Origin of the sequence: Chitinophaga sp. (assembly GCF_039596155.1) — a bacterium.
Classification (GTDB): Bacteria; Bacteroidota; Bacteroidia; order Chitinophagales; family Chitinophagaceae; genus Chitinophaga.
Genome location: NZ_JBCNKF010000011.1, coordinates 169,986 through 193,999, shown reverse-complemented (window position 1 = coordinate 193,999; position 24,014 = coordinate 169,986). Strand labels below are relative to the sequence as shown.

Sequence of the window (24,014 nt, the reverse complement as noted above, 5' to 3'; positions counted from 1 at the left end):
TAAACCAACCATGGATGAAGAAGATTTCACAAGGATTGCTGATGCTGTTATTGTCTACAGGCGCTGTAGCACAGGAAGGTCATCAGTCAATTCAGGATTTTACAATTATTAAAAATAATGCTGCCACTTCGGTGAAAGATCAGGGCGAAACCGGCACCTGCTGGTGCTTTTCGTCTACATCAGTCGTTGAATCAGAATGCCTGCGAAAAGGGCTGCCAGCATTAGATCTTTCGGAGATGTATATTGTTCGCAATATTTACATGGAGAAAGCTAAAAACTACATTCACAGACAGGGGTTTACACGCTTCGATGAAGGCGGTCTGTCGCATGATTTCATTCGCGCTGCTGCTATCTATGGCCTGATGCCGGAGAATGTGTACAGCGGCCTGACGAATGGCCGTACTACACACAACCATGGCCCGATGGTAGAAGCGATGAAAAACTACCTGGATAGTTTACTGAAGGTAAAGAGACCTTTGCCGGACAACTGGACCGCCCGTGTAAGCAGTATTCTGGACCAGTACCTGGGCGCTCCGCCTGCTTCTTTTACGTACAATGGTAAAAACTATACACCCGTAACTTTTGCGAAAGAAGTGGTAAAGTTTTCACCAGATGACTATGTAAACCTGACTTCATTTACGGATCATCCTTACTATGCTCCTTTTATTGTGCAGGTGCCTGATAATTATTCTAATGGTGCGTATTATAACCTGCCACTGGAAGAGTTCGTGAATGTGGCAAAAGCGGCTGTGAATAAAGGCTATACCATATCGTGGGATACGGATATGAGCAACAGGGGCTGGCTGACAGGCAAGGGGTATGGCTTGTACCCCGCTGAAGATTCCCTGCTGAAAAAAGTCCCTTTCAACCCGGATCTGAGTGAGAAAGTGGTGACGCCGGAAGACAGGCAACGTCTGTATGAAGAGCTGGTGACAGAAGATGATCACCTGATGCAGATCACAGGGCTTGGTAAATCAGCCGGTGGTAAGGAGTTCTTTATTGTGAAGAATTCATGGGGCCCTAAAGCCGGACCTTTTGAGGGGTATATGCATGTGTCTGTACCTTATTTTGCGCTCAATACAATTACAATAGTAGTGCCTAAAGCCGTGCTGGATAAAGCGACCCTGAGTAAACTCGCGTTGAAATAAATGCAACCACCCATTCAATCGGGTAATGACATATTGCTATATCAAAAATCCGCTCCCGTCCGAAGACAGGGGCGGATTTTTATTTGCTGGCATAGGTCGCAAAAGGCAATATATTTATCAGTATAGTGACGGAAGTTCAGGGATGCGAGATGTCAAATGACTTGAAGTGCTGTACTTCCCCCGGCTCGATAGTAATACCGGTTACTTTGGCAAGCGGCGGGCCCTGGCGGCACCAGGCAATAAAAGCTTCCATTGGTCCCTCCTCCCCTTCTGCAGCAATCCACACACTACCATCTGGCTGGTTCCTGACCTGTCCTTTGATATCAAGCCCATCTGCAGTACGCTTGGTATTGGTTCTGAAGAAGACACCCTGCACTTTGCCTTTTACAATAATGACTTTGTGTATCTTTTGCATTGTTGTGCTGTTACGGTTGTAAAATATGTGTTGTATACATATTAAATCTACGAACAGTAAGGGGGAATTAAAAATTATTCTACCCGGAGCAGGCAGTACCTGACGAATAGTAGCTGAGGTGCGGTTGACGGCGGTTGGGAGCGGTGATGGAGGTCATTTGAGGTGTGCCATTTTTTAGTACAAACACGCTAATTAGTATACACAACCATACTCCCGATGAGTAAGTATGCATGACCATCCTTCAATGACTATGCATGATCATACTCCCGATGAGTAAGTATGCATGACCATCCTTCAATGACTATGCATGATCATACTCCCGATGAGTAAGTATGCATGACCATCCTTCAATGACTATGCATGATCACACACCCAGTGGGTAAGTACGCACACCCATCCTTCAATGACTATGCATGATCACACTCCCAATGAGTAAGTATGCATGACCATCCTCCAATGAGCATGCATGATCACACTCCCAATGAGTAAGTATGCATGACCATCCTCCGATGAGGATGCATAAAGACAATAAATCAGCATGCATAAAGACAATGTCCATTATCTGACAAATACAAATCATCTTCTATCACGTTATCACGTCTATTGCCATCTAACTGCATTTCTCCGCCTACTGCGCTCCTTTACTACTTACGCTGCATAATTGAACAATGTATGCTCACTTCCTCTCATTGCCTCATCACCAAATAAGAACTCCTTCACCATCTCATACTGCCCGCCTGCCGCTGGTTTCCGTAATAACATAAAACTCTTGCATTGAAAACTGCGCACAAATACCTGGTTGTAAAAATGATCATACACCTGATCAAACTCACGCGTATTCATTCCTCTTGCAATTGTAATATGCGGTTTATATGGAGTAGATTTAATATCGAATTCCTGCAAGATCCGCTTGTGCAACTCAACGATAGGCTTAGGATTCGCCACATTGATAAAGATCGTACGCTTGTCGTGCTGCTGCTCGAAATGATCAAACCGTGATGTGTACAAGGTAAAACCTGATTGTTTGCCGGCAATATTATCTAACAAGGTGACAAAGTCATCTTCAAAACGCACTGGAAATACAGAGCGGAAGAGACTGATATTAGCCGCTGAGAATTGGGTAGTCGTAATACCCAGCTCCTGTGCGACCATCCGCTTTAAAGCCATTACATCATTGTTGATATGAGTACCGGGATTAACTACTAATAAGTAGTCATACAATGATTCCTGTTCAGGAATAACGTTATTATTTGTAATCATAACCAAATAAGTTTTGAACTTAAAGTGTATTGGTTATTTGAATATTGACATTACAAATATAAAACCTTTACTTTTAATTTGCTAATTTATTTAGTATTTATTTCTAAATTACTAAAAAACATAGCAGCCGCTGGCATAAAAAACCGGTATAGCAGCCTTATAAATCAGCTACTATACCGGCGTAGAATAAATATGTAATTGGCTTATGCCAGTGCTTTGATAATTGCTACAAAATCAGCTGCTACCAGTGATGCTCCACCGATCAGTCCACCATCCACATCCGGGCAGGAGAACAGTTCTACAGCGTTTGAAGGCTTTGCACTACCACCATACAGGATAGAGATATTCAAAGCAGCTTCACGGCCATATTTAGCAGCGATCTGTGATCTGATGAATGCATGCATATCCTGTGCCTGTGCTGCACTTGCAGTCAGACCCGTACCAATCGCCCAGATTGGCTCATAAGCGATCACAACATTCTTCAGCTGTTCTTCTGTCAGGTGATACAGGCTTTCTTCCAGTTGTTTTGCAACAAACTCATTCTGGGTTTCAGCTTTTCTCACTTCCAGTGGCTCTCCGCAACAGAACAGAGGTTTTAAACCGTTTGCCAGTGCCAGGTCAATCTTCTTAGCCAGTACTGCATTGCTTTCCTGGAAGTATTCTCTTCTTTCAGAGTGACCCAGGATCACATAGTCTACGCCTACAGACTGCAACATTTCTGCTGATACCTCGCCGGTATAAGCACCAGATTTTTCTGACGCGCTATTCTGAGAAGCCAGGAAAAAACCAGGATTGTTCCTGATTAATGCTTTTGCTTTTACCAGATATGGGAAAGGGGTAGCAAATACTACTTCCTGACCTTCCTGCAGATGCAGGCCAGCCGCCAGTACGTCATTGATCAGTTGCTCACCCTGTGCCAGGGTCAGGTTCATTTTCCAGTTTCCTGCAACGATTTTTTTTCTCATGTTTATCGCTATTGTTAATGATATATTGAATCTAAGATTTTACTGCTGCGTATACAGCCCTGAGCAAGCGTTCCTCTACGTCGCCCAGCTGTTGTCCTTTGAACTGCATCCATTGCCGTGCATCCCGCAATGCTTCCTGTATCCTGTATGTTTCGGTGGCGACTCCACCCCATGAAAAGGAAGGCACAAACTTAGGCGGGAACCCGCCTCCAAAGATATTACACGAAACGCCAATTACAGTGCCGGTATTAAACATTGTTCCAATACCACTGCGGCTGTAATCGCCCATGATCAATCCACACTTGGTGCCGGCTGCGACGGTCCCGTTCCTGGCTTCTACCCAGACCCGCACTGTGCTGGCATTATTCTTCAGGTTTGAATTGGTTGTATTCCCCCCCAGGTTGCACCATTCACCCAGCACGGCATCTCCCAGGTAGCCATCATGACCTTTGTTGGAATATCCCAGCATTACCACATTCTTTATCTCGCCTCCCCCGACACTCCCTGGCCCCAGGGTGGTAGCACCATATATTTTGGTACCCATTTTCAGCATCGCTCCTTCACAAAGAGCCAGTGGCCCCCTGATCAGGCAGCCTTCCATGACTTCCGCCCCCTTGCCGATATAGATAGGTCCTGTATTCCCGTTCAATACGCTGTGTTCCACCACGGCTCCCGGCTCCAGAAAGATGTTTTCTGCACCGCTCACCTGGTTGGAAGCAGGTATCGGGGCAGAAGTACGGCCTGCCGTAAGCAGGGAAAAGTCCTGCCGCAAAGCACTATCATTTAGCCGAAAAATATCCCATGGATACGTCAGCTGCTGTACTGATTCCTGATAGTCCAACCGATTGCCGGAGGCATTGAAGTCCCCATCTCCACCCCGCACCACTTTTGCCAGCAGCACATGATCCCTGTAGAGCTCCTGCCCTGTCTCCAGCGCATTAATAGCAGTAACCAGCGAAAGATCTGGAAGTATATGTCCATTGATCAGCACACACTGATCCTCAACTGTCGTCGATTGAAGGGGAAATTTCTCCTGCAAATAAGGAAGGGTCTGGAAGCTGGCGCTGGCATTTAGCCACCTCTCCCATTTTTCTCTTATGGTAAGTATCCCTACACGGATGGCCGCTACCGGCCGGGTATGAGTAAAAGGGTACAACAAATCCCGTGCAGGAGTATCAAATAGAATGTAACGCCGCTCCATAAGGGGATAAAAATAGAGAATCCCATCGAAAAAGTCGATGGGATTCTCATTAAATTATTTGACAGGCCTGTACTAGGCTTTCTTTCCGTAGCGTTTGTTGAACTTGTCGATACGACCTGCTGTATCCACCAGCACGTTCTTTCCGGTATAGAAAGGATGTGAAGTATTGGAAATTTCAAGCTTGATCAATGGATATTCATTACCATCTTCCCACTTTAAAGTTTCTTTGGTAGGAGCAGTAGACTTGCTCAAGAAAGTATGTCCATTAGACATATCTTTGAATATTACAAACCTGTAACTTTCCGGATGGATTCCCTGTTTCATCAGAATTTTAGTTTTCTTTGTTTTTTACCAGATGCAACCGCGCATATTCATTCTTCGACAATTGATGAACGCTAATGCTAGGTTTCATACCAATATTTATAATACAGGCTGCAAAGGTAAACATTTATTTTAAATTTCCAGACTTTTAAGCTGAATTATTTTAATCTTTCATATTCACATACTGGAGCGGGATGTTCAGATTGCCCGTTCTCAGTAACTGGATAACCTCCTGAAGATCATCTCTTTTCTTGCCTGTTACGCGTACGATATCGTCCATAATGGCGGCCTGTACCTTCGCACCTGAGTCTTTGATCATTTTTACGATCTTCTTGGAATCCTCCTGCTTGATACCATTACGTACGGTAATATCTTTTTTTACCACTTTACCACTCTGGTAGTGTTCCTTGGTCAGGTCATAAATATTCGCATCCAGTCCCTGCTTGATCGTACGACTGATCAGTACGTCTATCACCTGGTCCAGCTTCATTTCGCTCTCTACTTCAATAGCCAGACTCAGGTCTTTTTTATTGAGGGCAATATTGACATGAGAGCCTTTGAAATCGTACCTGTTAGTGATTTCTTTATTTACCGTATTTATCGCGTTGTCAAGTGTCTGTGTATCCACTTTGCTAACAATATCAAAGGATGGCATAATTGAGTAATTTTTTTTGTGACAGAAGGCAAATATAAATATGAATTAGGACATAGCGACCATTGTGGCCTATAAAAAGAAAAACCCCGGGACGTTTCCCGGGGTAATTCCCTTCCTAGGCAGGGAACAGTGTCACTTGAATCTACAAGCGACCAACAACTCTCTTTCTTATCAGTCTATCTTTGTCACCTTTGAGGAGCCTGAAGAAGACTGGTTAATGGAAGGATTACCTTTGTATCGAACTTTCGCACCACCAGATACACTGATGTCCAGTTTCTTCTCTACATTCACCGCCAGATCACCACTACCTGATACCCCTACTTCAACGATCTCTGATTTCAAGCTCAGGGCGTCTACACTCGCTGATCCTGAAATGCCATATTCTACCTTGCTTACATCGCCTTTCAGCGCAATCTTGGTAGAACCAGATACACCTACTTCCAGCTTTTCCGCCTTCAGATCCATATCTATTATAACGCTACCGCTGATCGCCAGCTCTACTTTATTTCCCTTGAGTGTACCTTTGCTATAAAACCCGCCGGAACCACTTGCTGCCAGGGATTTCACTTCGGCCATGCTCACATTTACAGTAATTTTCTGTGTAGGTTTCAGCTCGTATCCCTTCTTCCAATGCAGTTTCAACTCACCACCTTCTACTTCCGTTACGATGTAAGGCAGCAGATTATCGTCTGCTTCTATTTCAATGTTACTTCCTGCACCAGGTGTAATGTATACATTGAAACTACCAGAAGCTGCAATACTGTTAAAAGAAGAGGCAGATCTTGATTCTTTTTTGATATTACCGCTACCTGTTATACGTTCTCTCTGTGCGAATACATTCACACTGGCACACACGAGCATCAGGAATGCAATAGCTGTTGTTTTCATAATAGTGTTATTTAAAAGTTTTATAAGGGATGGAATTAGTTTGTACCAAAGGAAACATCACTGTATGTACCATTGATGATGAGTGCAGGCGACTGCTCACTACCATTGGCAGAAATCGCAGTATAGTTCGTGTTGGAAGCTTTCTTCACCGTGCTCTCACTTTTCATAGCCAGCCCGCTGTTGTGGACATCACCACTGTGTAGCGCGATTTTAAACTGCAATGGTATACGGGCTGGTAACCCCTGCAATTTCACGTCGGCATAAGTCAGGCTGATTACCCCACCTTTGAAATTATTGCCAACACTCTTCACTTTCAGGTCTCCATAGACCAGCTTTGCATTGACATCCGCGTGTAATTCTCCGATCGTAAAATCTGAATAATTGCAGGTGATGTTAACTGAGTTGGTCTTTGCTACCTTATAATCATCGTAATTAGACCTTGCATCCAGCAAGTTGACTGTACCCAACTCATACTCTGAGTAATTGGATCGTGTATACAATGCACCAACACTCTCACATTTCAGGTTGGAATAATTACCATGTATTGTCAGCGCATCTGCTTTGCCAATGCGGCCTTTATCACAATAATTCATATTCAGGGTTAAAGACTTCTGTACTTCCCTGATATCGTAGGTACAGTAATTCATGCCAATGGTAGCGGGAAAACTCAGCACATCGGTGAATACATCTCCGAAGTTATTGTCCAGCGCCAGTTTGCGCAGATCTTCCGGCACGTAGACTTCGTAGTCAATATTCACGTAATCTTTACTATCTCTTTTGGCTCCCCAGTTGAACAGTTTACCCGTGGTGCCGAGCGGATGATAGCTGGTTTGCAATGCGATCTCTCCGTTGGAATTGCTCTCATCAATGTCTACCATATTTGCGGAGCTCTGTGCTTCACCTGCATTCTTTCCAAAACCTGTGATGGTAATAGTCGCTTTCACATGGTTCTGTTTCCAGGTATGGATAATGATCTTACCATATTTATTTGAAATAGACAGTGCCGAATTACTTCCATTCGCATAATCTTTCGATATAACACGTTTGAACTCGCTGTCACCCTTCTTACCAAATGCCATTACCGGCAATAACAGTAATAGTAATATTTTACATTTCTCTTTCATAGTTTGACTGCTTTTGCTTAACGGGCTGTTTCTCTCTCAACTCATCAAGTATTTTATCAAGAAGGTCCAGCTTCAGCTGATAATAGCGGACCATGGCTGCTTTGATTCTTTCATTACCCGGATTCTGTATCAGTTCTGCTTCCAACACCTTATAAGTATCGTTACGCAGTTCCAGTTCTTTGCGGGTTGCACTATCCAATCCTACTACAGCTGGTGGATAGGCATTAATTTCCGACAGGCGCTTTTCTATCTGGGAAGTATAGTAGATCCCGGCTTCCTGCAACTCTGGCGAGACAACAGCTACCTGCTGTTGCTTTTTCATTTGCAGGAACTGGAAGATCACGAAAGTGTTTACCACCAGTACCAGTACTGCTGCTACTTTGAGCCAATTGCGCCCCAACATTTGCAACACTTTTCCTTTTTTCTGTGGTACCAGCTCCTTCTCCAGTTTATCCCACAATGCGGGTCTGGGTCCGGGCTGCTCAAATTCTGAACGGTGTTGCCTGATAAATTCCTCAAAACTCTGTTCTGGCATCAGCGTATTGCATTTTTTTGTTTAATGATCTGCCGCACTTTGTCTTTTGCACGCATGTACTGCGTTTTCACAGTAGACTCCGATATATCCAGCATGACAGCAATCTCCTTATGGGAGTATTCTTCAAAGATGGAGAGATTCAGCACTGTACGGTAACCATGCGGCAATCCCTGTATGGCATCTTTGATAGCGGACACTGTCCATGCAAAACTATCTTCGTCCATTCCTGCTTTTTCTTCGGCGACTTCTATATTGTCTACTTCTTCGAAATACACTTTCTTTCTACGCAGGTGACTTAAACAGTGATTCACCACGATCCTTTTGATCCAGGCTGTCACACTACCCGCATTTTCAAGGCGGTCAATGTTCCGGAATACCTGCATAAAGGCCTCCTGCAGTGTATCTTCAGCATCAGCCGCGTTGCCGGTCATACGCAAACAGATATTGTACATAGCTTCTGAATAAGCATTGTACAGCTCGCGAAATGCGCGAACATCTCCCTTTTTGCACTGGGCTACCAGGTGATCTGTTATTATAGTCTGATTCAAGTTGTTGGCTGATGCTTGCATAATAAAGACAATATTTTTAAAAAAGGTTGCACCGCTGATGGGATTATTTTAGGAAAACTGGCGTTAAAAGCAGTCAAATACCTATCAATCAAGCAATTATGGTTCAAAAAAAGGACGTAACCCCGTGGTTACGTCCCATCCATCCTTATATGTACCTAAAAAACAGGCCGGTGTTAGTTGCTCTTCACACGGTTTTGTTCATCTTCCAGGCCGGTCTTGTGATTGCGGGCAGCCTTGATATTCATATTACCAAAGCGGTAATTGAAGGCGAGGCGAACCTGTCTTGATTCCCATTTGGAATCTACCGACATAAAGCGACCGGCGTTGGTAAAGGTGCCGCGGAAGCGCTGTTGATTAAATACATCATTTACGGTCAGCTTCAGACTACCTTTTTTATGCAGGATGGATTTAGACAATCCACAATCGAGTGCATACATAGGCTTCATTCTCATTAAACCTTCATCTGCAATCTGAGACGACAGATAAAAGAAGGTAGCTTCTGCTGTGATACCGCAAGGCAGTGTGAATGTGTGTTGGGTACGGCCCATAAAACCACCTGATTCCACATTCACCAGATTATTATCTACGACAGTTGAATATTTCGCATACAATGCCTGCAGGTAAGTGTAACTGTTCCACCATTTGGTGATCGGGAAAGGCATTGAAATACTAAAGGTGAAGTTGTCAGACTTAGCAATGTTCAGGTACCTGTAGCGAAGGATGGAGGTATCGCCGGTTGCCGGATCTTTCTCTGACTCTGCCACCTGTGTCATTTTATCAGATGCATGTGCATAGGCTACAGAAGTAGTCAGGAACTGTTTAAAGGTATGACTCACTTCAAAATTGTTGCTATAAGATGGCTTCAGATAAGGGTTGCCTGCAATCTTGGTATACCTGTCCAGATAGAATTCGAAGGGGTTCAGGTCTTCGTAATCCGGGCGCTGTATACGACGGCTGTAAGAAATGCCCAGTTGATGATCTTTTGCCAGGTTGTAGCTCATGAACAAACTTGGGAACAGGTTGAAGTAAGTGGTATCTGTCACTTTGGAAATGGTCACTGAGTTACCTTCAATGTGCGACAGCTCACCACGCAGACCTGCCTGCAATGTTAATTTCTTAAACTGTTTGGAGAAATTGATATAGCCGGCATTTACATTTTCTTTGTAGATGAAATGGTTGGAGCGGTTATAATCATACACCCAGTTATTGTATCGCAAAGAGTCAAAACGTGCATCGTTGTCAGACTTTACAAAGCTCAGCTTCACCCCTGCTTCCAGTTTGGCCTGGTGTTTCAATGGATTGACATAATCAGCTTTAAAAGTTTTGATTTCGATTGTTGACGGCTGCATATTACGGGTAGTATCACCATGGTTAAAGTTTTTACCACTGGCATCATACACGTTTGAGAAAGTATTTAAGCGCTTGCTGTCATGGTTGCGTGCATAGTCCAGGTCGATGCTCAGTTCCTTGCCGGTAGTGTCCAGTACACCTTTATAATTGATGTTATAAGCCATCCTGTTCCAGTCACCAGGGTTTTTTGAATCTGTACGCAAGGTTGAATCGACTTCTCCGATACTACCAATCTGTGTTACAGAACTAGAAGGCATGGTATAGTTTCTCAGCCCTGCATCTATCATTACACCAATGGTGTGATTTTTATTGATGAAATAATCTACCCCTACTTTGGCACCATGGTAGTCAGACGTCTGGTTGTGTGTGTTCCTGTTATCGAATACATTCACCTTTCCTTCTGCAGGGTAACTACGATATAGTAGCAACGTCTGGTTATTCTGGCGGTGATTGTAATTGTAAGAACCGAACACATTGTATTTGGCATTGCGATGGTTCAGGTTCAGACTACCATTATATTTAGGTGTCGCGCCATAGCCACCACCCAGGGCAAGGCTACCATTGGTACCTACGGTATTGTTCTTCTTCAGTTTGATATTGATGATCCCGGCGTTGCCTGCTGCATCGTATTTGGCGGAAGGATTGGTGATCAGTTCTATTTGCTCAATATTGCTACTGGGCATGGATTTCAGCAGCGCGGCAACGTCCTGGGAACTCATGTTGGTGAGCTTTCCATCAATCATGATAACAACCCCGTTTTTACCTTTCAGGTTGATATTATCATCTTTATCTATAGTGATACCTGGTGATTTTTCCAACACCTCCATGGCATTGGCGCCTGCTCCTACTACACTGTTTTCAACGTTCACCACCATCTTGTCTACGCGCTGTTCTACGAATGGCTTTTTACCAGTCACGTTTACGGCTTTCAGGTTGCGGGTATCAGTGCTCAGGGTGAGGGCGCTCACTTTAACAGGTGAATTTTTTACTTCGAATGGCTGGCTATATGCCTTGGTCATACCTACATAAGCAGCAGCTACGAGATACTTCCCTTCTTTTACCGGTTCGATTTCATATTTACCATTTATATCTGCGATCGCTCCTTTTACCAGGGAGGAATCGGATGCTTTCAGTAATGTAACGGTGGCAAACTCTACGGGCTTATCACCGGTCTGAACTACCTGGCCGGTCACTTTTCCGGAACCAGGAGTCTGGGCCTGCGCAGCAAAACCCAGGGTCATGATTGATAAAATAAAAGCTACTGTCTTCATATAAGGCGGATTAAGGATGTCTAACGTTCTGTTTTTTATTAAGTTGGATAGCAGTTGATAATATAGAACCTTTATTAATCTAGTTCCTTTGTTTATCAACTACAGTGTAAAGGTAGGTAGTTTGTATTGCATAGTACATAACTTTACATAAACGGTCGCCAGAAAGGGATGATTGGTAAAATTTTGTCGAAGCCAGTGGGGAGCATCCACCTATACTATCTATTATTATACATTGACCACCGGGAAAAATGTGGACGCAGCCGGCTCTAAAAGTCAGAAGGGAGTTACTCACTCTATGTATAGGAGACGAGAGAAGAGTGAAAAGGTTGCAAAAAAAAATCGCCTCTACTCATAGTAAAAGCGATTTTATTATCAAGTACGTTCAATTTTACCATTTGATGCTATCCAGTACATCGGGCAATTCCTGCTGTACTTTCTCGAAGAAAACTCTTTCTTCTTTGCGGATATGATCTTCCAGGCTGCGGGCGAGTAGATCCAGTGCAGGAATCATGTCTTTTTCATCTGTAACGGTCAGCGCGCTGTACATGCGGGAGATAATGGAATGCTCCTGGTGCAGTTCACTGAGCAGGTGATCTATTTCTGCATTTTTGCCCTGGCACAATTCAAAGAGGTATTCTTCTTTCTGGATGTGTGGCACCATTACTTCCTGAAATACTTTTACGATATATGCCAGTTTTGCATCAGTTTCAAGTGGAAAGCCTTCATAGGGAGCAGCATCGTTTTTCAGATAGCGGCATACGAATAATAAACGCTGGTGCTCCTGCGAGAGAGGCACTAAAGTAGAATGACGTTGCATGTTCAGGATATGGTTTTAGCCGAAGTATAAAGTTTACGGCAATACCAGATCAACACAGCTCCGCCTATTACCATGAGTGTAGAAATGATTTCAGCCTGGGTAGGGTGAAATCCGAAAATATCATATTTAGTGTTCACTCTTATCTTCTCAATAAAGAAACGCTCAACGCCGTTCAGGATCAGGTAGATACCGAAAACCATACCCGGTACTTTGATCTTTTTGCGGATACTCCATAATAATGCAAACAACAGCAGGCATGCGATAATCTCGTAGAGTGCTGTTGGGTATACAGCAATTGGCAGCACACTGCAATACCTGCCTGTACATCCTGGCATCAGTACCCCTTCATTAATTACATTGTGCGGATAGCCATATGCAAAGAACCAGTCTGGCAGGAAGCTGAGCCCCTGCGGTTTGGCAAATGCGGCGTGGGGAATGTGCTCCAGGCCACCATATTGGCGGGCAAAGAACTGCTCGTTGGCTTTAAGTACTTCCTGGAACCTGGAGGGATCCACCTGTGTTACATGCCCGGTAGTATCCGTCACATAAGCGCTGTTGTAAATACCCCAGTCACCATCACCAGAGAAATGACACCCCATACGCCCAACACCGTAAGCCAACATAAGTCCCGGTGCAGCACTATCTATAAGATGTAATACATTAATTTGTTTTTTGCGGGCATAGCGAATAATCACAATACTCGCTACAATCAAACCACCATAGAAGGTGAGACCACTGAACGAGAGCAGGGACTCGATCGGATTCTGTATGAAGTCGCCCCAGTTTTCCAGGTTATGAAAAATCTTTGCCCCGATCAGACCAGCTACAGCGGCCATCACAGTGAAGTCAGGCACCCGCTGGTGAGGATATACCAGTTCAGACACGGTTACCTCTTTTTCAGCTTTCGCCTTCTGACCACTCCTATATTTAAGGTAAGCAGCAATGCCACCTACGATAATACCGCCTATGAAACTCCCCCTGGCAGACATCACAAAAGATTGCAGGTCCTGAGAAACATTCTCCCAGTCAGCTACAATTCCAATGATTTTAAAACCGAGAATAAAACCGATTACACCATTAATGAGAATGTCTGATGTACTTACTGGTTTGCCTTTTGTAATTTTTTCAGAGACAGCCTTCAATAGTCCAAGGCGCTCTCTCCTTTTCAACTCACTGGTTAAGGTATAGGCAGCTGCAAGGAATGCAATGGCTACAAAAAAGCCAAAGGTCTGAAACAGTTTTAAGAAAGGAAGTTCTACACCTAACAGGTCCTTGAATGCGTAATATAAATTAGGATACATAGCCAAAAAAAATTGGTGATCTGAGTTTTCCTATGAACAAAGCCGAATTAGTCAGGAAGGAAAATCAAACCACCAAAGTAAGCTGTAAAAATCGCAAATTCCAAATCATATTTACGTTTAATGTGAAATGCCTGACACAAAATTCAAATATATTTAGCGCCAGGCATTCTACACTTTACGTAAGCTGATCTTAACAATATTGTTCGAACGCATCAACCAGGTTCGCTGCGATCATCTGTGCAGGGCGACCTTCGATCATGTGACGCTCAATGAAATGCACCAACTGTCCATCTTTAAACAGTGCGATAGCAGGTGAAGATGGAGGATAAGGCAGCAGGTGAGTACGGATCTGCTGAATAGCAGCTGTATCAAAACCCGCAAAGCTGGTAGTCAGTCTGTCCGGCTTCTTTTCGCTGTGCGCAACCGCCATTAATACACCTGGACGTGCACTACCAGCAGAACAACCACATACAGAGTTGATCATCACCAGTGTAGTACCAGCACCTTTTAATGTTTCATCTACCTGATCAGGTGTCAGCAATTCTTCAAAACCGTTATCTGTTAACTCTGCCTTCATAGGCATTACTAGTGCTGCTGGATACATATGAGTATAATTTTTTTGTTCGTCAATTTTTACAAAGTTAAACAATCAGCGGATAAATAGAAAAACTTGAATGAATATGACTTTTTGTCGTTAAAAACAAGCACAATCAGACTTTTTGTCCTACACAGTCGGCCATTCCCTAACAAAATAGCAGTTTTTATGCCATGGTATTCCATTTGATTATACCTAATCGTTCAAATTTTTAAAACAAAAACTAAAACTCATAAAACCATGACATACGTAAAATTTAATCAGCATCCTGCAGCTAAAGCATTTGGCGGTTTAGTAGAAGAGATTTTTAATAATAATGGATTCAAGCAAGCCCTGAAAGACGATTTCTTAACCAACGACTTTTTTGGCGCTCATCCCCCTGTAAATATTTACGAAGGCAAGGATGGTTATACCATCGAACTCCTGGTGCCAGGTTGGGCAAAAGAAGAAATTAAGATCAATGTAGAAAACAAAGCCCTGACCATCAGTGCCGAAAAACCAGAAAAAGCTGCTGAAAACAAGGACGAAGCACCCAAACAAACCCGTAAGGAATTTGGTATCCGTTCTTCTTTCAAACGTTCATTCAACATCAATGAGCAAGTTGATGCCGAAAAAATTCAGGCTAAATACGAGAATGGTATTCTCAAATTAGTCCTGCCTAAGAAAGAAACTATACAAGCCGCTGCCAAAGCGATTGTTGTGGAATAAGGATTAAACGTAATAGTTATACATCCCTCCTGTATTTACAGGGGGGATTTTTTTATAATTCACACAAACGTTTAAGGGTTATACTGTTTTTATGGGATAATTTGCCATATAACCATATGGCCTATGCCTCAACTATTTAAAAGTATACGATCCCTGGCGGGAAAGATATACGTCACTACTGAAAATGCAGTGATAGGCAACGCTTTACAGGTTACCACCAACACCAGATTGCAGTGTAGGCTCAAGTTGATCTTTGACTATCTCTTCTTTCATATACTGCTGCTGATACCTAAACTGCTAATAGCACTATATTATCAGAATAGCACGGACCTGTTACTACTGTCAGTTTATATATTAATATTACCTGGCGCAATGCTCCTTTTGAAAAAAGGGGCATCCCCCAAAATGGTTAGTTTCATGGTCGCATTCGCCACCCTGTTCCTCCCCATGATATCGTCGTTTTTTAATAATCAGGATGTATCACCCAGATATACGATTACCTGGATGCTCAGCCTGTTGTTCTGCTATATCACTATCAACAGGAGGACTACCTTTATATTGGGCAGTATGCTATGTGCTTACCTGGGCCTGGTATCCTATATTAAAATTCACCACCTGGCATTCCCGGTTTCAGATGGCTACATCCCGGAACAATTGTCGCCATTCATGGCATTGTATGCCGCTCTGTACCTTTTATTCCTGATGCGGGTATTTGGCAAACACTACCGTAATATCTTTATGCTGGAGCATGAACTTACGCTGCAAAAACAAAAACAGCACTCTTCCCTGCTCAACCAGCACCTGACCAAACAGTTTATTATCCTGAAAGGACTAAGCCGGTCAGGTAAATCCAAATACCTGGATGGAAATAAGGAATTGCTGGAAGCCTGCCTCGTGGAGATCGAAAAACAATGTGAGAGTGCCATCGATTACCTGGACAACGGGAAACTATCAGAAAGCTGAGTACGCAGCCTACACGTCTGTGTGAGCATTGCGAAATGAATACAGTTGTGGATTTAACCGGTTTTAAGGAACCTGGAGACATAAACAGGTTAAAAAATTACAACTTTCGGGTATTTTTCTATGCTTCCAGCCAGACTATCTTTGTATCATCGTAGAACAGGAACACTATTTTCCTGATACACCACAACGTTAAGTTGTCTTATTCCTCCCTATACAAACGTACCTTATATCCCTACTTGTCTTATTTTCCTTTATGCTTTTGATGATAAACCTATGCCATGAAATAGGCTTCTCTGATTTGCTGGGGGAGCCTTTTTTTTATTCCCGGAACTTTGCGTAGGAAACCGCTATTGATATAGGGGCAATTCTGCAGGCCGGAACCAGGTATCCATTCCAGGGAATAAATACAACATGGATCTATCCGGAAATTTCAGGCAACTAATAGAAAAAAATAACCCCGCGAATAATCGCGGGGTGTGTCAGTGGATTACTAACCCATTTTTTTAATAACCCAAAATCTTCAGCATACTCTGGGCAGTCTGTTCCTTGGCATACAACCAATCTTTCAGCTGTCCATTTTTATCATATCCAACAATCACGTGCTTAGGTGACGGGATAAGGCAGTGCTTGATACCACCATATCCACTGAGTTGATCCTGGTAAGCGCCTGTGTGGAAGAAACCGATATACAAAGGTTCCCCTTCAGACACTTTTGGCAGAAACACTGCATTGATATGTTCTTCGGATGTATAGAAGTCATATCCGTCGCAGGTCAAACCGCCCAGGTGCACTTCCTGATATTCCTGTTCCCATTTATTGATGGGTAGCATCAGGAACTTTTCCCCGATACCCCAGGTGTCAGGCAGTGTGGTAATAAAAGAACTATCGATCATGTACCAGATCTCACGGTCATTCTGCATCTTCTCGCCCACTACGCTATAGATCACAGCACCACTCTCTCCCACCGTGAACGAACCGAATTCAGTATAAATATCCGGTACCGGTACCTTGTTCTTTTTACAAACACTCTTGATAGTCGCTACGATCTCATTTACCATGTAATTGTAATCGTAGTCAAAACCCAGGGAGTGCTTAATAGGAAAACCACCTCCTATATTAATACTATCGAGCTCAGGAGAAATTTTCTTCAGCTGGCAGTACAGTTGCAATACTCTGTTGAACTGGCTCCAGTAGTAAACGTCGTCCTTAATCCCTTTATTCATGAAGAAGTGCAGCATTTTCAGCTCGAACTTCTCATTACCTTTCAATTTGTCGATATAAAATTCCAGCACATCGCGGGAACGTATACCCAGACGGGAGGTATAAAAATCAAAGGTAGGTTCCTCTTCCGCTGCTATACGCAGTCCCAGCTTTACCCGCTCCTTTGTCCGGATGAACTTCTGGTAATCCTCCAGCTCCTCTTTATTGTCTAAAACCGGAATTACATTTTTGAACCCTGTATTGACCAGTTTGGAAATAGCCTTTGTGTACGCTTTGGTCTTGTAACCATTACAGATCACTTTGGTTTCCTTGTTGATCTTCTTCCTTTCATACAACTTGGTAATAATATCAATGTCGTATGCGAAAGAGGTCTCGATGTGTATCCCGTGTTTCAGGGTCTCTTCCATGATAAAGGAAAAGTGAGAACTCTTGGTACAGTAACAATAATAATAGTTACCATCATACCTGTTCTTCTTAATGGCGTCCTGGAACATCTTTTTGGCCTTATTGATCTGCATGCCAATTTTGGGCAGATAGGTCAGTTTGAAAGGTGTTCCGTACTTGTCAATTAACGCCTTAATATTCACCCCATTAAATTCCAGGTAGCTATCCTGTACGTCAAACCCTTCCTGGGGGAACTCGAAGGTTTGGTTAACGAGATCTGTGTAGGTGCTGTTCATTTAAACCTGCGATACATGTTTAAGGATTAGTAAAAAGCAATCACAACCCTCGCTGGAAAACTCCTGGTTTACACACCTACGTCAGTTCTTGAAAGCCCAGCAAAATTGGTTGCAAAGCTAAATATTTTGTCCAATTGGCCGGACAAAAAGTTTCTTTTTTTTTTAAACGGTTAGATATTAAGCTAAATCTAACGCTTTCAATATGTTAAATACTTTTATATATGTAAATTTTCCCTTATTTTAATAACGTCAAGCTACGTTTTCCCTCACAGAAAATAAGGTCCAGAATGCTGAGATTTGGCAGGAAACCCACCCTGTCCTGGAACACCTGTGTGTACGCCACCAGGTCAGTTTTCGCATTTTCAGTACCAGGTACCATGATATCCCGGGCGTCTGTTACACCCGGATCGGTATATTCCTTCTGGTACTCCGTTGTGTAAATAATAGGGGAGGATACACCAATTACCTTATTCGCCCATTCGAAACAGGCCTCGTTCCAATCCATCAAAAATTCAAATGGCTTTTCGTACAGCTCGCCCAGCTCTTCCTCATAATATTCAAACCAGGGGGAACGACGGTATGCAGAAACCAATGTCTTCCAGTGCTGTGCCTGCCACCTTTCTTCATTACTGATTCTCACATCCTTCATCACCGTTCGTTGGTTCTTTCCACGTGCCAGTGGAACACTTAATAAGATGCTTCCATTAGGTCCGGCAATGTAACAACGGTTTCTGAAACTGAGCTTTTGGTAGTGTTCGTATTTCTCAATCAGTAATATGTCGTGATTGATTAAAGTTTTATAGAAGAATAAGTTGGGAAAATATTGAGATTCAATCAATAAGGTTTTTTGATTAGTCTCATTTGCCATGATGTCAATTTTTGATGTTAATCGCCTGATGTCTCTTAATTTAAGAAGTGGAGGTACTTATGAATAATTGTCTAACAATTTATTATAAGTAATTGTTAAACAGCTCATAGCATTTAAAAAATTATGCTATTACTATTAGCATTCTCGCACTTGACTATCAAAATCGGAAAACTGCAAATTTACTAAATAGTTTAGTAGGTTTTGCATTCATTTTCAGGGGATAATTACTTCAAGTAAAATATGAAACAGAGGGAGTATGTAGAATACGTTAAATCGTCTTTTGCCGGCAAGAAAATGCATTAACTTTGGCGAAATCCAAATAGACATCATGAAGTATTTACGTCTTTCGATCTACGTTTTCCTGATCTGGGGCATGGCAAGCTCTTGTGGTAAGTTCAAGGATCTGGAATTTGTAAGAGTCGCCGGCATCAGTCTCGACAATCTCGGTTTTCAAAAGAGCATTGTACGGATGACGTTGGCATATTACAATCCAAACGGTTTTAACCTGAAACTCAAAGACGCGAATTTTGATCTTTACTTTGATGATACCCAGGTCGGCCATTCCATCCAGGACACCATGATCATGATTCCTGCAAAGGATACATTTTACTTCCCTGTTAAACTGGAAGTGAGTATGGAAAATGTATTTAAGAATGCGCTTGGCGCACTCATGAATAAGGAAGTGACTATCAAGGCTTCGGGAAATTGTAAAGTTGGTAAGGGGGGCGTTTTTCTGCCTTTTCCGATAAAATGCGAGACGAAACAGCCACTTAACTTCTTTTAAGTTCTTACAGCAAAGAAAATAAAAAAAGCCACATTCACGGTGGCTTTTTTTGTATCTACTTACTAACGCTTAATTTTTCTTTTTGTCAGGGTTACCGCCATCTTCCGGTTTCTTGCAGCAGGTAGGCAGCTTCTTGTAAGATTCTTCGTTAGCTGTCACATTATCCGCATCATAACCGGCATTTGCGATAGCTGTCTTCACGTTTTCGATATTGGTACGATCGCTATAGAATTTTACCGTGGTCTGTCCCTTCCTGAAGTCCACTTTAGAAGATTGTACTCCTTCTTCTCCAGCCAGGTATCTTTCAATACGGTTTTTGCATTGTTCGCAACGTACAGTCGGTGTGCTGATCTTGGCAGTCACCAGTGTACCTTTCTTTGTCTGGGCCATGGCAGTCATTCCAAAGCAGCCCAGCATTAATACCATTACTAATCTAACAATACGCATGTTTTACGTTTTATAGTTCTAATATAGCAAAAACTTCGCTTATTTACCAGTCCATTGGTCAGGAGCACTTCTCCAGGCTTCCAGCAGGGCCAGCTCATCGGCGGATACCACACCCTTCTCTGCAGCCAGTTCTATCAGCGCTCCATAGTTGCTCAGCGAGTAAAAAGGTACTCCGACCGCTTCAAATGCCTTCACAGCTACGTCAAAACCATAGTTGAAGATAGAAACCATACCAATTACCTCCCCTCCTGCTGCGCGGATGGCATTTACAGCTTCCAGGCTGCTCTTACCCGTAGAGATCAGGTCTTCTACCACGACCACCGGCTGACCTGGTTGCAGCACGCCTTCAATGAGGTTGCCCATACCATGTTCTTTTGCTTTGGCCCTTACATAAATAAATGGCAGCTTCAGCTGGTCAGCCACGAGGGCACCGAGTGGTATACCACCAGTGGCTACGCCTGCCAGTACAGCAGCTTCAGGAAAGGTTTCAAATACCACGTTGCAAAGCTCCGATTTTACGTAGTCGCGCACGTAAGGATAAGAGAGGATTTTGCGGTTATCGCAATAAATTGGTGATTTCCAACCAGATGCCCAGGTGAAAGGAGCAGCCGGACTTAACTTTACGGCTTGTATCTGGAGCAGTTTTTCTGCTACCTGTTTTTCGCTGATCTTATTCATAATCCGCAAAATTGCGTAATTAAGTGTAACAGCGTGCAACTTTTTGTCAACTTTTTCGACATTTCCTGTTAATAATTCAGCAACCGATGCCGCCAACGCTCACTTTCCCGGTAAATCTGCCCCCGATTATTTAATTCCCCTCTTTCCTTTATTTTTGCCCCATGCAAAAGGATACTGTTATTTACCTCAACGAACGCCCACTGTTCATCCTGGCTACCCATCAGGCTATACCGGCCGAATATAAGGATGCAGCCCTGTTCACGGAACCAGATACAAATACAATCGAAACCACCCTCCAGGCCCTGGAAACGGGAAAATCCGAATCCGCTATCTTCATACATCCCGATCCGCATGAATTGCTTGAAACCATCAAAGGCTACTTTACTGTACTCGTTGCCGGCGGCGGTCTCATCACCAATGCGGAAGAAGAAGTACTCATGATGTTCAGAAATGATAAATGGGACCTGCCGAAAGGAAAACTGGATGAAGGAGAGAGTCTGGAAACCTGTGCTTTAAGAGAAGTAAGAGAAGAAACAGGACTGCACAACGTGCACATTGAGCACAAGATCACCGAAACCTTCCATTATTACACCTATAAGGAAAAGAAAATATTAAAGCACACCTACTGGTACAAAATGAAATTCACAGGTACGGAACTGACCATTCCTCAGATCGAAGAAGGCATTGTCGATATCCAATGGATCAAACCGGAACACCTGGGCAGGTATCTCAAGTTCTCTTACCTGAACATTAAGGCAGTGTTTATCCTGGACGGCTATGCTGTATAAAAGCAAAGAGACGGGTCGCCCCGTCTCTTTGTTAGTTATATCTGATTGATTCAGTTAGTTTTATTTAATATCCCGGATGGCCACTGTCAGCCGGCTTACACAAATCAGCTTATTGTGTTCATCACAGATCTTGATGTCCCACACATGCGTGGTACCCCCGATATGTAATGGCCTGGCTATGGCATGTACATACCCCTCCCTGATGCCCCTTACATGGTTACAATTGATATCCAGCCCTACTGCAAATTGTTTCGCCGGATCTATTATCAGCGCAGATGCCACACTTCCTACTGTTTCTGCCAGTGCTGCCGAAGCGCCACCGTGCAATAAACCATATGGCTGACGGGTACGCTCATTTACCGGCATCATCATTCTCAGGTAGTCAGGGCCAATTTCTGTAAATTCCATTCCAAGAAAAGCAGCCATCGTATTCTCCCCATTATCATTCAACTGGTCCAGGGATACGTTTAAGGAATGCCAGATAGGTTTCATTGCTATGCTGATTAATAGTTAACGATTAATATGTTTTAACACCTGCTCCGGCAACAACGGCGTCGGATCTCCCCCATACTTCAGTACATCTCGTACCAGTGAGGAGGCAATCGTAGAGTATTTAGGTGTACAACTCAAAAATACGGTCTCCAGTTTATTGTCCATCATCCTGTTCACATCTGCAATCGCCTTTTCATATTCAAAATCCACTACACCACGGATGCCTCTCAATATAAAACGCGCACCGATCTCCCCGCAGAACTTAGCTGTTAAACCAGCATAAGTGAGCACCTTCACTTTCGGAGTATGGGCGTAGATATCCCTGATCCATTGCGTTCGTTGCTCAAGGCTGAACATGGGTGTCTTACTGGAATTAGTACCTATACCGATCACAATTTCGTCGAACAGATCCAGGGCACGATCGATGATATCGGTATGACCCAGGGTAATCGGGTCAAAACTACCTGGAAATAAAGCAATACGCTGCATGTTGTAATTATTTCTTCAGTTCCGGCCGGTTGATGAAGATGGAGAAAATGGTGGTGCCATAATTCCTTTCATCCCGGTAATATGGATATGATTTGTAATTATTACGGGGAGTATGTTCCAGCACAAACCATCCTTCGGGTTCCAGCAGTTCCTTTTCAAATATAAGAATAGGTAACTGATCGATGGTTGTCAAGGCATATGGAGGGCCGGCAAAAATGAAGTTGTACTTTTCTGTACACTGCTTCAGGTATTGGAACACATCCATTTTATACAGCTTGAGGGGAACATTCAGGTCCTTCGCTGTCCTTTTTATAAAATCTGCCATCTCATTGTCTTTCTCCACGATCGTCAGGTCTTCTACGCCACGGGAGTTCAGCTCATAACTGATGCTGCCGGTGCCCCCAAAGATATCCAGTGTCTTCAGCGAAGGCAGGTCGAGGTTATTTTCGATGATATTGAACAGGCCACCTTTTGCAATATCGGTGGTGGGCCTTGTATGAGGCATGTTTGCGGGTGGTTGAAATCGTAATCCCCCCTTCTCTCCTCCAATTATACGCATAATGCCAGGGAATAAAGATTGTTGAAATAATACCCGGGAATTTCTTCCATTTTATTGATGTACCAGAAACCTGTAAGCCGGGGTACCCATTCCAGTTTCGGAACAAAACGACGCAGTTCCTCGTAGATCTGGGAATCCTGGGTCACAGGACCGCCTACTTTCACTTTTACCTGCGATTCGTCCAGTCCGGTCTGCCGGATGGTATTGATCAGGTGATAAACCACATCGAGGCCGGTCTGGGAATTCATTTCCTGTTGTAATAACAGTTTGCCGAAGCGGTAAGCCGTCAACGTAAATTTATGTTGCTGAATATCAAGGTAGATAATCCCGTTCAGCTCTAAGTAGTCGTTATCGAAACGGTAGCCTTTCAGCAAACCGGTGTTCATATGTGCAAACTTATCGGTAGAGAATTCTTTGCGCAGGAACCCGAACAGGTCTTTGTCTACAGCGTAGACATTGACCATCTGCTGGTCGGAGATGGTGTCTGCCATTACAAGTTCCTGTGCCTGTTCAGGATAGATCAGGTGCAGGTAGTCTTTTTTGATGGCAGGATCAAAGTGCATTTCGGGTACCAGGGTACTGTTGCCCCCATCGAATGCCAGCAATACATCACTGAAGTTGGTAAAAAGCAGCTTATCTGTATCAAACACCTGTTCGATCACCTCGATATCTGCTATGGTGGCTTTCTGGGGAGCAAAGCGGTACGACTTCAGGGCCAGGAACTTCCTGGTAGCCGGGTTGTATACCACATAATTAAAGGAGCCTTTCCCCACCAATACCAGCAGCTGACAGGTAGTGAGGTCTGTTTCAAGCAGCGAAGCATCATCCGCGGCAAAAGCAGGATGTATGTTATACGTCACAGACATTATTAATACATTAGATATGGGCACAATAATAACCAAAAATAGCGACTTTTAGCCCT

At 43.4% G+C, this 24,014-nt stretch carries 27 protein-coding genes; 5 read left to right on the top strand and 22 right to left on the bottom strand.

All coding sequences use genetic code 11. The features are described 5' to 3' along the window. Positions 1 to 14 precede the first annotated feature (14 nt). The gene (locus tag ABDW33_RS13365; RefSeq protein ID WP_343690566.1) at positions 15 to 1,148 is read left to right on the top strand and encodes a C1 family peptidase; all 1,134 of its coding nucleotides are present in this window, start codon (positions 15 to 17) and stop codon (positions 1,146 to 1,148) included. A 136-nt stretch (positions 1,149 to 1,284) separates the two neighbouring features. On the opposite strand, the gene ABDW33_RS13360 is transcribed toward ABDW33_RS13365, so the two are convergent. The 14 genes from ABDW33_RS13360 to ABDW33_RS13295 all read right to left on the bottom strand — a co-directional run bounded on the left by ABDW33_RS13360 (position 1,285) and on the right by ABDW33_RS13295 (position 14,424). Then, on the bottom strand, positions 1,285 to 1,563 hold the full coding sequence (locus ABDW33_RS13360; protein WP_343690565.1) for an acylphosphatase: 279 nt from the start codon (positions 1,561 to 1,563) through the stop codon (positions 1,285 to 1,287). A 648-nt stretch (positions 1,564 to 2,211) separates the two neighbouring features. Then, a complete protein-coding gene (locus ABDW33_RS13355) occupies positions 2,212 to 2,823 on the bottom strand; it encodes a 2'-5' RNA ligase family protein (RefSeq protein WP_343690564.1) in 612 nt (203 codons plus the stop codon). A gap of 203 nt (positions 2,824 to 3,026) precedes the next feature. Then, a complete protein-coding gene (gene tpiA / locus ABDW33_RS13350) occupies positions 3,027 to 3,788 on the bottom strand; it encodes a triose-phosphate isomerase (protein WP_343690563.1) in 762 nt (253 codons plus the stop codon). A 31-nt stretch (positions 3,789 to 3,819) separates the two neighbouring features. Then, on the bottom strand, positions 3,820 to 4,989 hold the full coding sequence (locus tag ABDW33_RS13345; RefSeq protein WP_343690562.1) for a putative sugar nucleotidyl transferase: 1,170 nt from the start codon (positions 4,987 to 4,989) through the stop codon (positions 3,820 to 3,822). Positions 4,990 to 5,061: 72 nt separating this feature from the next. Beyond that, positions 5,062 to 5,313 carry a type B 50S ribosomal protein L31 gene (locus ABDW33_RS13340; protein WP_146966223.1) on the bottom strand — a complete coding sequence of 84 codons (252 nt, stop codon included), beginning with the start codon at positions 5,311 to 5,313 and terminating at the stop codon, positions 5,062 to 5,064. Between the two features lie 160 nt (positions 5,314 to 5,473). Further along, a complete protein-coding gene (locus ABDW33_RS13335) occupies positions 5,474 to 5,965 on the bottom strand; it encodes a YajQ family cyclic di-GMP-binding protein (RefSeq protein ID WP_343690561.1) in 492 nt (163 codons plus the stop codon). A 171-nt stretch (positions 5,966 to 6,136) separates the two neighbouring features. Then, entirely contained in the window at positions 6,137 to 6,853 is a 717-nt protein-coding gene (locus ABDW33_RS13330; protein WP_343690560.1) for a head GIN domain-containing protein, read from the bottom strand. 35 nt (positions 6,854 to 6,888) lie between these two features. Beyond that, the gene (locus ABDW33_RS13325) at positions 6,889 to 7,977 is read right to left on the bottom strand and encodes a hypothetical protein (RefSeq protein ID WP_343690559.1); all 1,089 of its coding nucleotides are present in this window, start codon (positions 7,975 to 7,977) and stop codon (positions 6,889 to 6,891) included. Continuing rightward, complete coding sequence (locus tag ABDW33_RS13320; protein ID WP_343690558.1) at positions 7,961 to 8,512, bottom strand: hypothetical protein; 552 nt, start codon at positions 8,510 to 8,512, stop codon at positions 7,961 to 7,963. Before ABDW33_RS13320 ends, ABDW33_RS13325 begins: the two co-directional genes overlap by 17 nt. Next, entirely contained in the window at positions 8,512 to 9,081 is a 570-nt protein-coding gene (locus ABDW33_RS13315) for an RNA polymerase sigma factor (protein WP_343690557.1), read from the bottom strand. The genes ABDW33_RS13320 and ABDW33_RS13315 overlap by 1 nt, the downstream gene beginning before the upstream one ends. Positions 9,082 to 9,254: 173 nt before the next feature. Then, positions 9,255 to 11,702 (bottom strand): outer membrane beta-barrel family protein, encoded by a 2,448-nt coding sequence (locus ABDW33_RS13310; RefSeq protein ID WP_343690556.1) that lies wholly within the window; start codon positions 11,700 to 11,702, stop codon positions 9,255 to 9,257. Between the two features lie 388 nt (positions 11,703 to 12,090). Further along, complete coding sequence (locus tag ABDW33_RS13305; RefSeq protein WP_343690555.1) at positions 12,091 to 12,519, bottom strand: hemerythrin domain-containing protein; 429 nt, start codon at positions 12,517 to 12,519, stop codon at positions 12,091 to 12,093. A gap of 2 nt (positions 12,520 to 12,521) precedes the next feature. Beyond that, entirely contained in the window at positions 12,522 to 13,820 is a 1,299-nt protein-coding gene (locus tag ABDW33_RS13300) for a prolipoprotein diacylglyceryl transferase family protein (RefSeq protein WP_343690554.1), read from the bottom strand. Positions 13,821 to 14,010: 190 nt separating this feature from the next. After that, positions 14,011 to 14,424 carry a BrxA/BrxB family bacilliredoxin gene (locus tag ABDW33_RS13295; protein WP_072356791.1) on the bottom strand — a complete coding sequence of 138 codons (414 nt, stop codon included), beginning with the start codon at positions 14,422 to 14,424 and terminating at the stop codon, positions 14,011 to 14,013. 231 nt (positions 14,425 to 14,655) lie between these two features. On the opposite strand from ABDW33_RS13295, the gene ABDW33_RS13290 reads away from it, so the two are divergent. Together ABDW33_RS13290 and ABDW33_RS13285 are read left to right on the top strand one after the other, a co-directional pair. After that, complete coding sequence (locus tag ABDW33_RS13290) at positions 14,656 to 15,123, top strand: Hsp20/alpha crystallin family protein (protein WP_343690553.1); 468 nt, start codon at positions 14,656 to 14,658, stop codon at positions 15,121 to 15,123. Between the two features lie 123 nt (positions 15,124 to 15,246). Then, on the top strand, positions 15,247 to 16,086 hold the full coding sequence (locus ABDW33_RS13285; protein WP_343690552.1) for a hypothetical protein: 840 nt from the start codon (positions 15,247 to 15,249) through the stop codon (positions 16,084 to 16,086). A gap of 503 nt (positions 16,087 to 16,589) precedes the next feature. Here ABDW33_RS13285 and ABDW33_RS13280 read toward each other — a convergent pair. Further along, a complete protein-coding gene (locus tag ABDW33_RS13280) occupies positions 16,590 to 17,987 on the bottom strand; it encodes an arginine decarboxylase (RefSeq protein WP_183288118.1) in 1,398 nt (465 codons plus the stop codon). 235 nt (positions 17,988 to 18,222) lie between these two features. After that, entirely contained in the window at positions 18,223 to 18,855 is a 633-nt protein-coding gene (locus ABDW33_RS13275; protein WP_343690551.1) for a WbqC family protein, read from the bottom strand. Positions 18,856 to 19,183: 328 nt separating this feature from the next. On the opposite strand from ABDW33_RS13275, the gene ABDW33_RS13270 reads away from it, so the two are divergent. Continuing rightward, positions 19,184 to 19,639, top strand: a complete 456-nt coding sequence (locus ABDW33_RS13270) for an LEA type 2 family protein (RefSeq protein WP_343690550.1) — start codon at positions 19,184 to 19,186, stop codon at positions 19,637 to 19,639. A 69-nt stretch (positions 19,640 to 19,708) separates the two neighbouring features. Here ABDW33_RS13270 and ABDW33_RS13265 read toward each other — a convergent pair whose 3' ends face one another. Together ABDW33_RS13265 and pyrE are read right to left on the bottom strand one after the other, a co-directional pair. Next, positions 19,709 to 20,086 (bottom strand): heavy-metal-associated domain-containing protein, encoded by a 378-nt coding sequence (locus ABDW33_RS13265; RefSeq protein WP_343690549.1) that lies wholly within the window; start codon positions 20,084 to 20,086, stop codon positions 19,709 to 19,711. A 39-nt stretch (positions 20,087 to 20,125) separates the two neighbouring features. Continuing rightward, the gene (gene pyrE, locus ABDW33_RS13260; protein ID WP_343690548.1) at positions 20,126 to 20,764 is read right to left on the bottom strand and encodes an orotate phosphoribosyltransferase; all 639 of its coding nucleotides are present in this window, start codon (positions 20,762 to 20,764) and stop codon (positions 20,126 to 20,128) included. 161 nt (positions 20,765 to 20,925) lie between these two features. Here pyrE and ABDW33_RS13255 point away from each other — a divergent pair, with 161 nt between their 5' ends. Next, positions 20,926 to 21,552: an NUDIX domain-containing protein gene (locus tag ABDW33_RS13255; RefSeq protein WP_343690547.1), complete on the top strand. Its 627-nt coding sequence runs from the start codon at positions 20,926 to 20,928 to the stop codon at positions 21,550 to 21,552. 60 nt (positions 21,553 to 21,612) lie between these two features. Here the strand turns inward: ABDW33_RS13255 and ABDW33_RS13250 are convergent, their stop codons facing one another. From ABDW33_RS13250 to ABDW33_RS13235, 4 genes are read right to left on the bottom strand one after another with little or no spacing between them, the layout of a single operon-like run. Continuing rightward, positions 21,613 to 22,044, bottom strand: a complete 432-nt coding sequence (locus ABDW33_RS13250) for a hotdog fold thioesterase (protein ID WP_343690546.1) — start codon at positions 22,042 to 22,044, stop codon at positions 21,613 to 21,615. Positions 22,045 to 22,062: 18 nt separating this feature from the next. Then, a complete protein-coding gene (coaD, locus tag ABDW33_RS13245) occupies positions 22,063 to 22,533 on the bottom strand; it encodes a pantetheine-phosphate adenylyltransferase (RefSeq protein ID WP_343690545.1) in 471 nt (156 codons plus the stop codon). Positions 22,534 to 22,540: 7 nt separating this feature from the next. After that, positions 22,541 to 23,092 carry an RsmD family RNA methyltransferase gene (locus tag ABDW33_RS13240; protein ID WP_343690544.1) on the bottom strand — a complete coding sequence of 184 codons (552 nt, stop codon included), beginning with the start codon at positions 23,090 to 23,092 and terminating at the stop codon, positions 22,541 to 22,543. After that, the gene (locus tag ABDW33_RS13235) at positions 23,083 to 23,958 is read right to left on the bottom strand and encodes a DUF3822 family protein (RefSeq protein ID WP_343690543.1); all 876 of its coding nucleotides are present in this window, start codon (positions 23,956 to 23,958) and stop codon (positions 23,083 to 23,085) included. The genes ABDW33_RS13240 and ABDW33_RS13235 overlap by 10 nt, the downstream gene beginning before the upstream one ends. Positions 23,959 to 24,014: the final 56 nt, after the last annotated feature.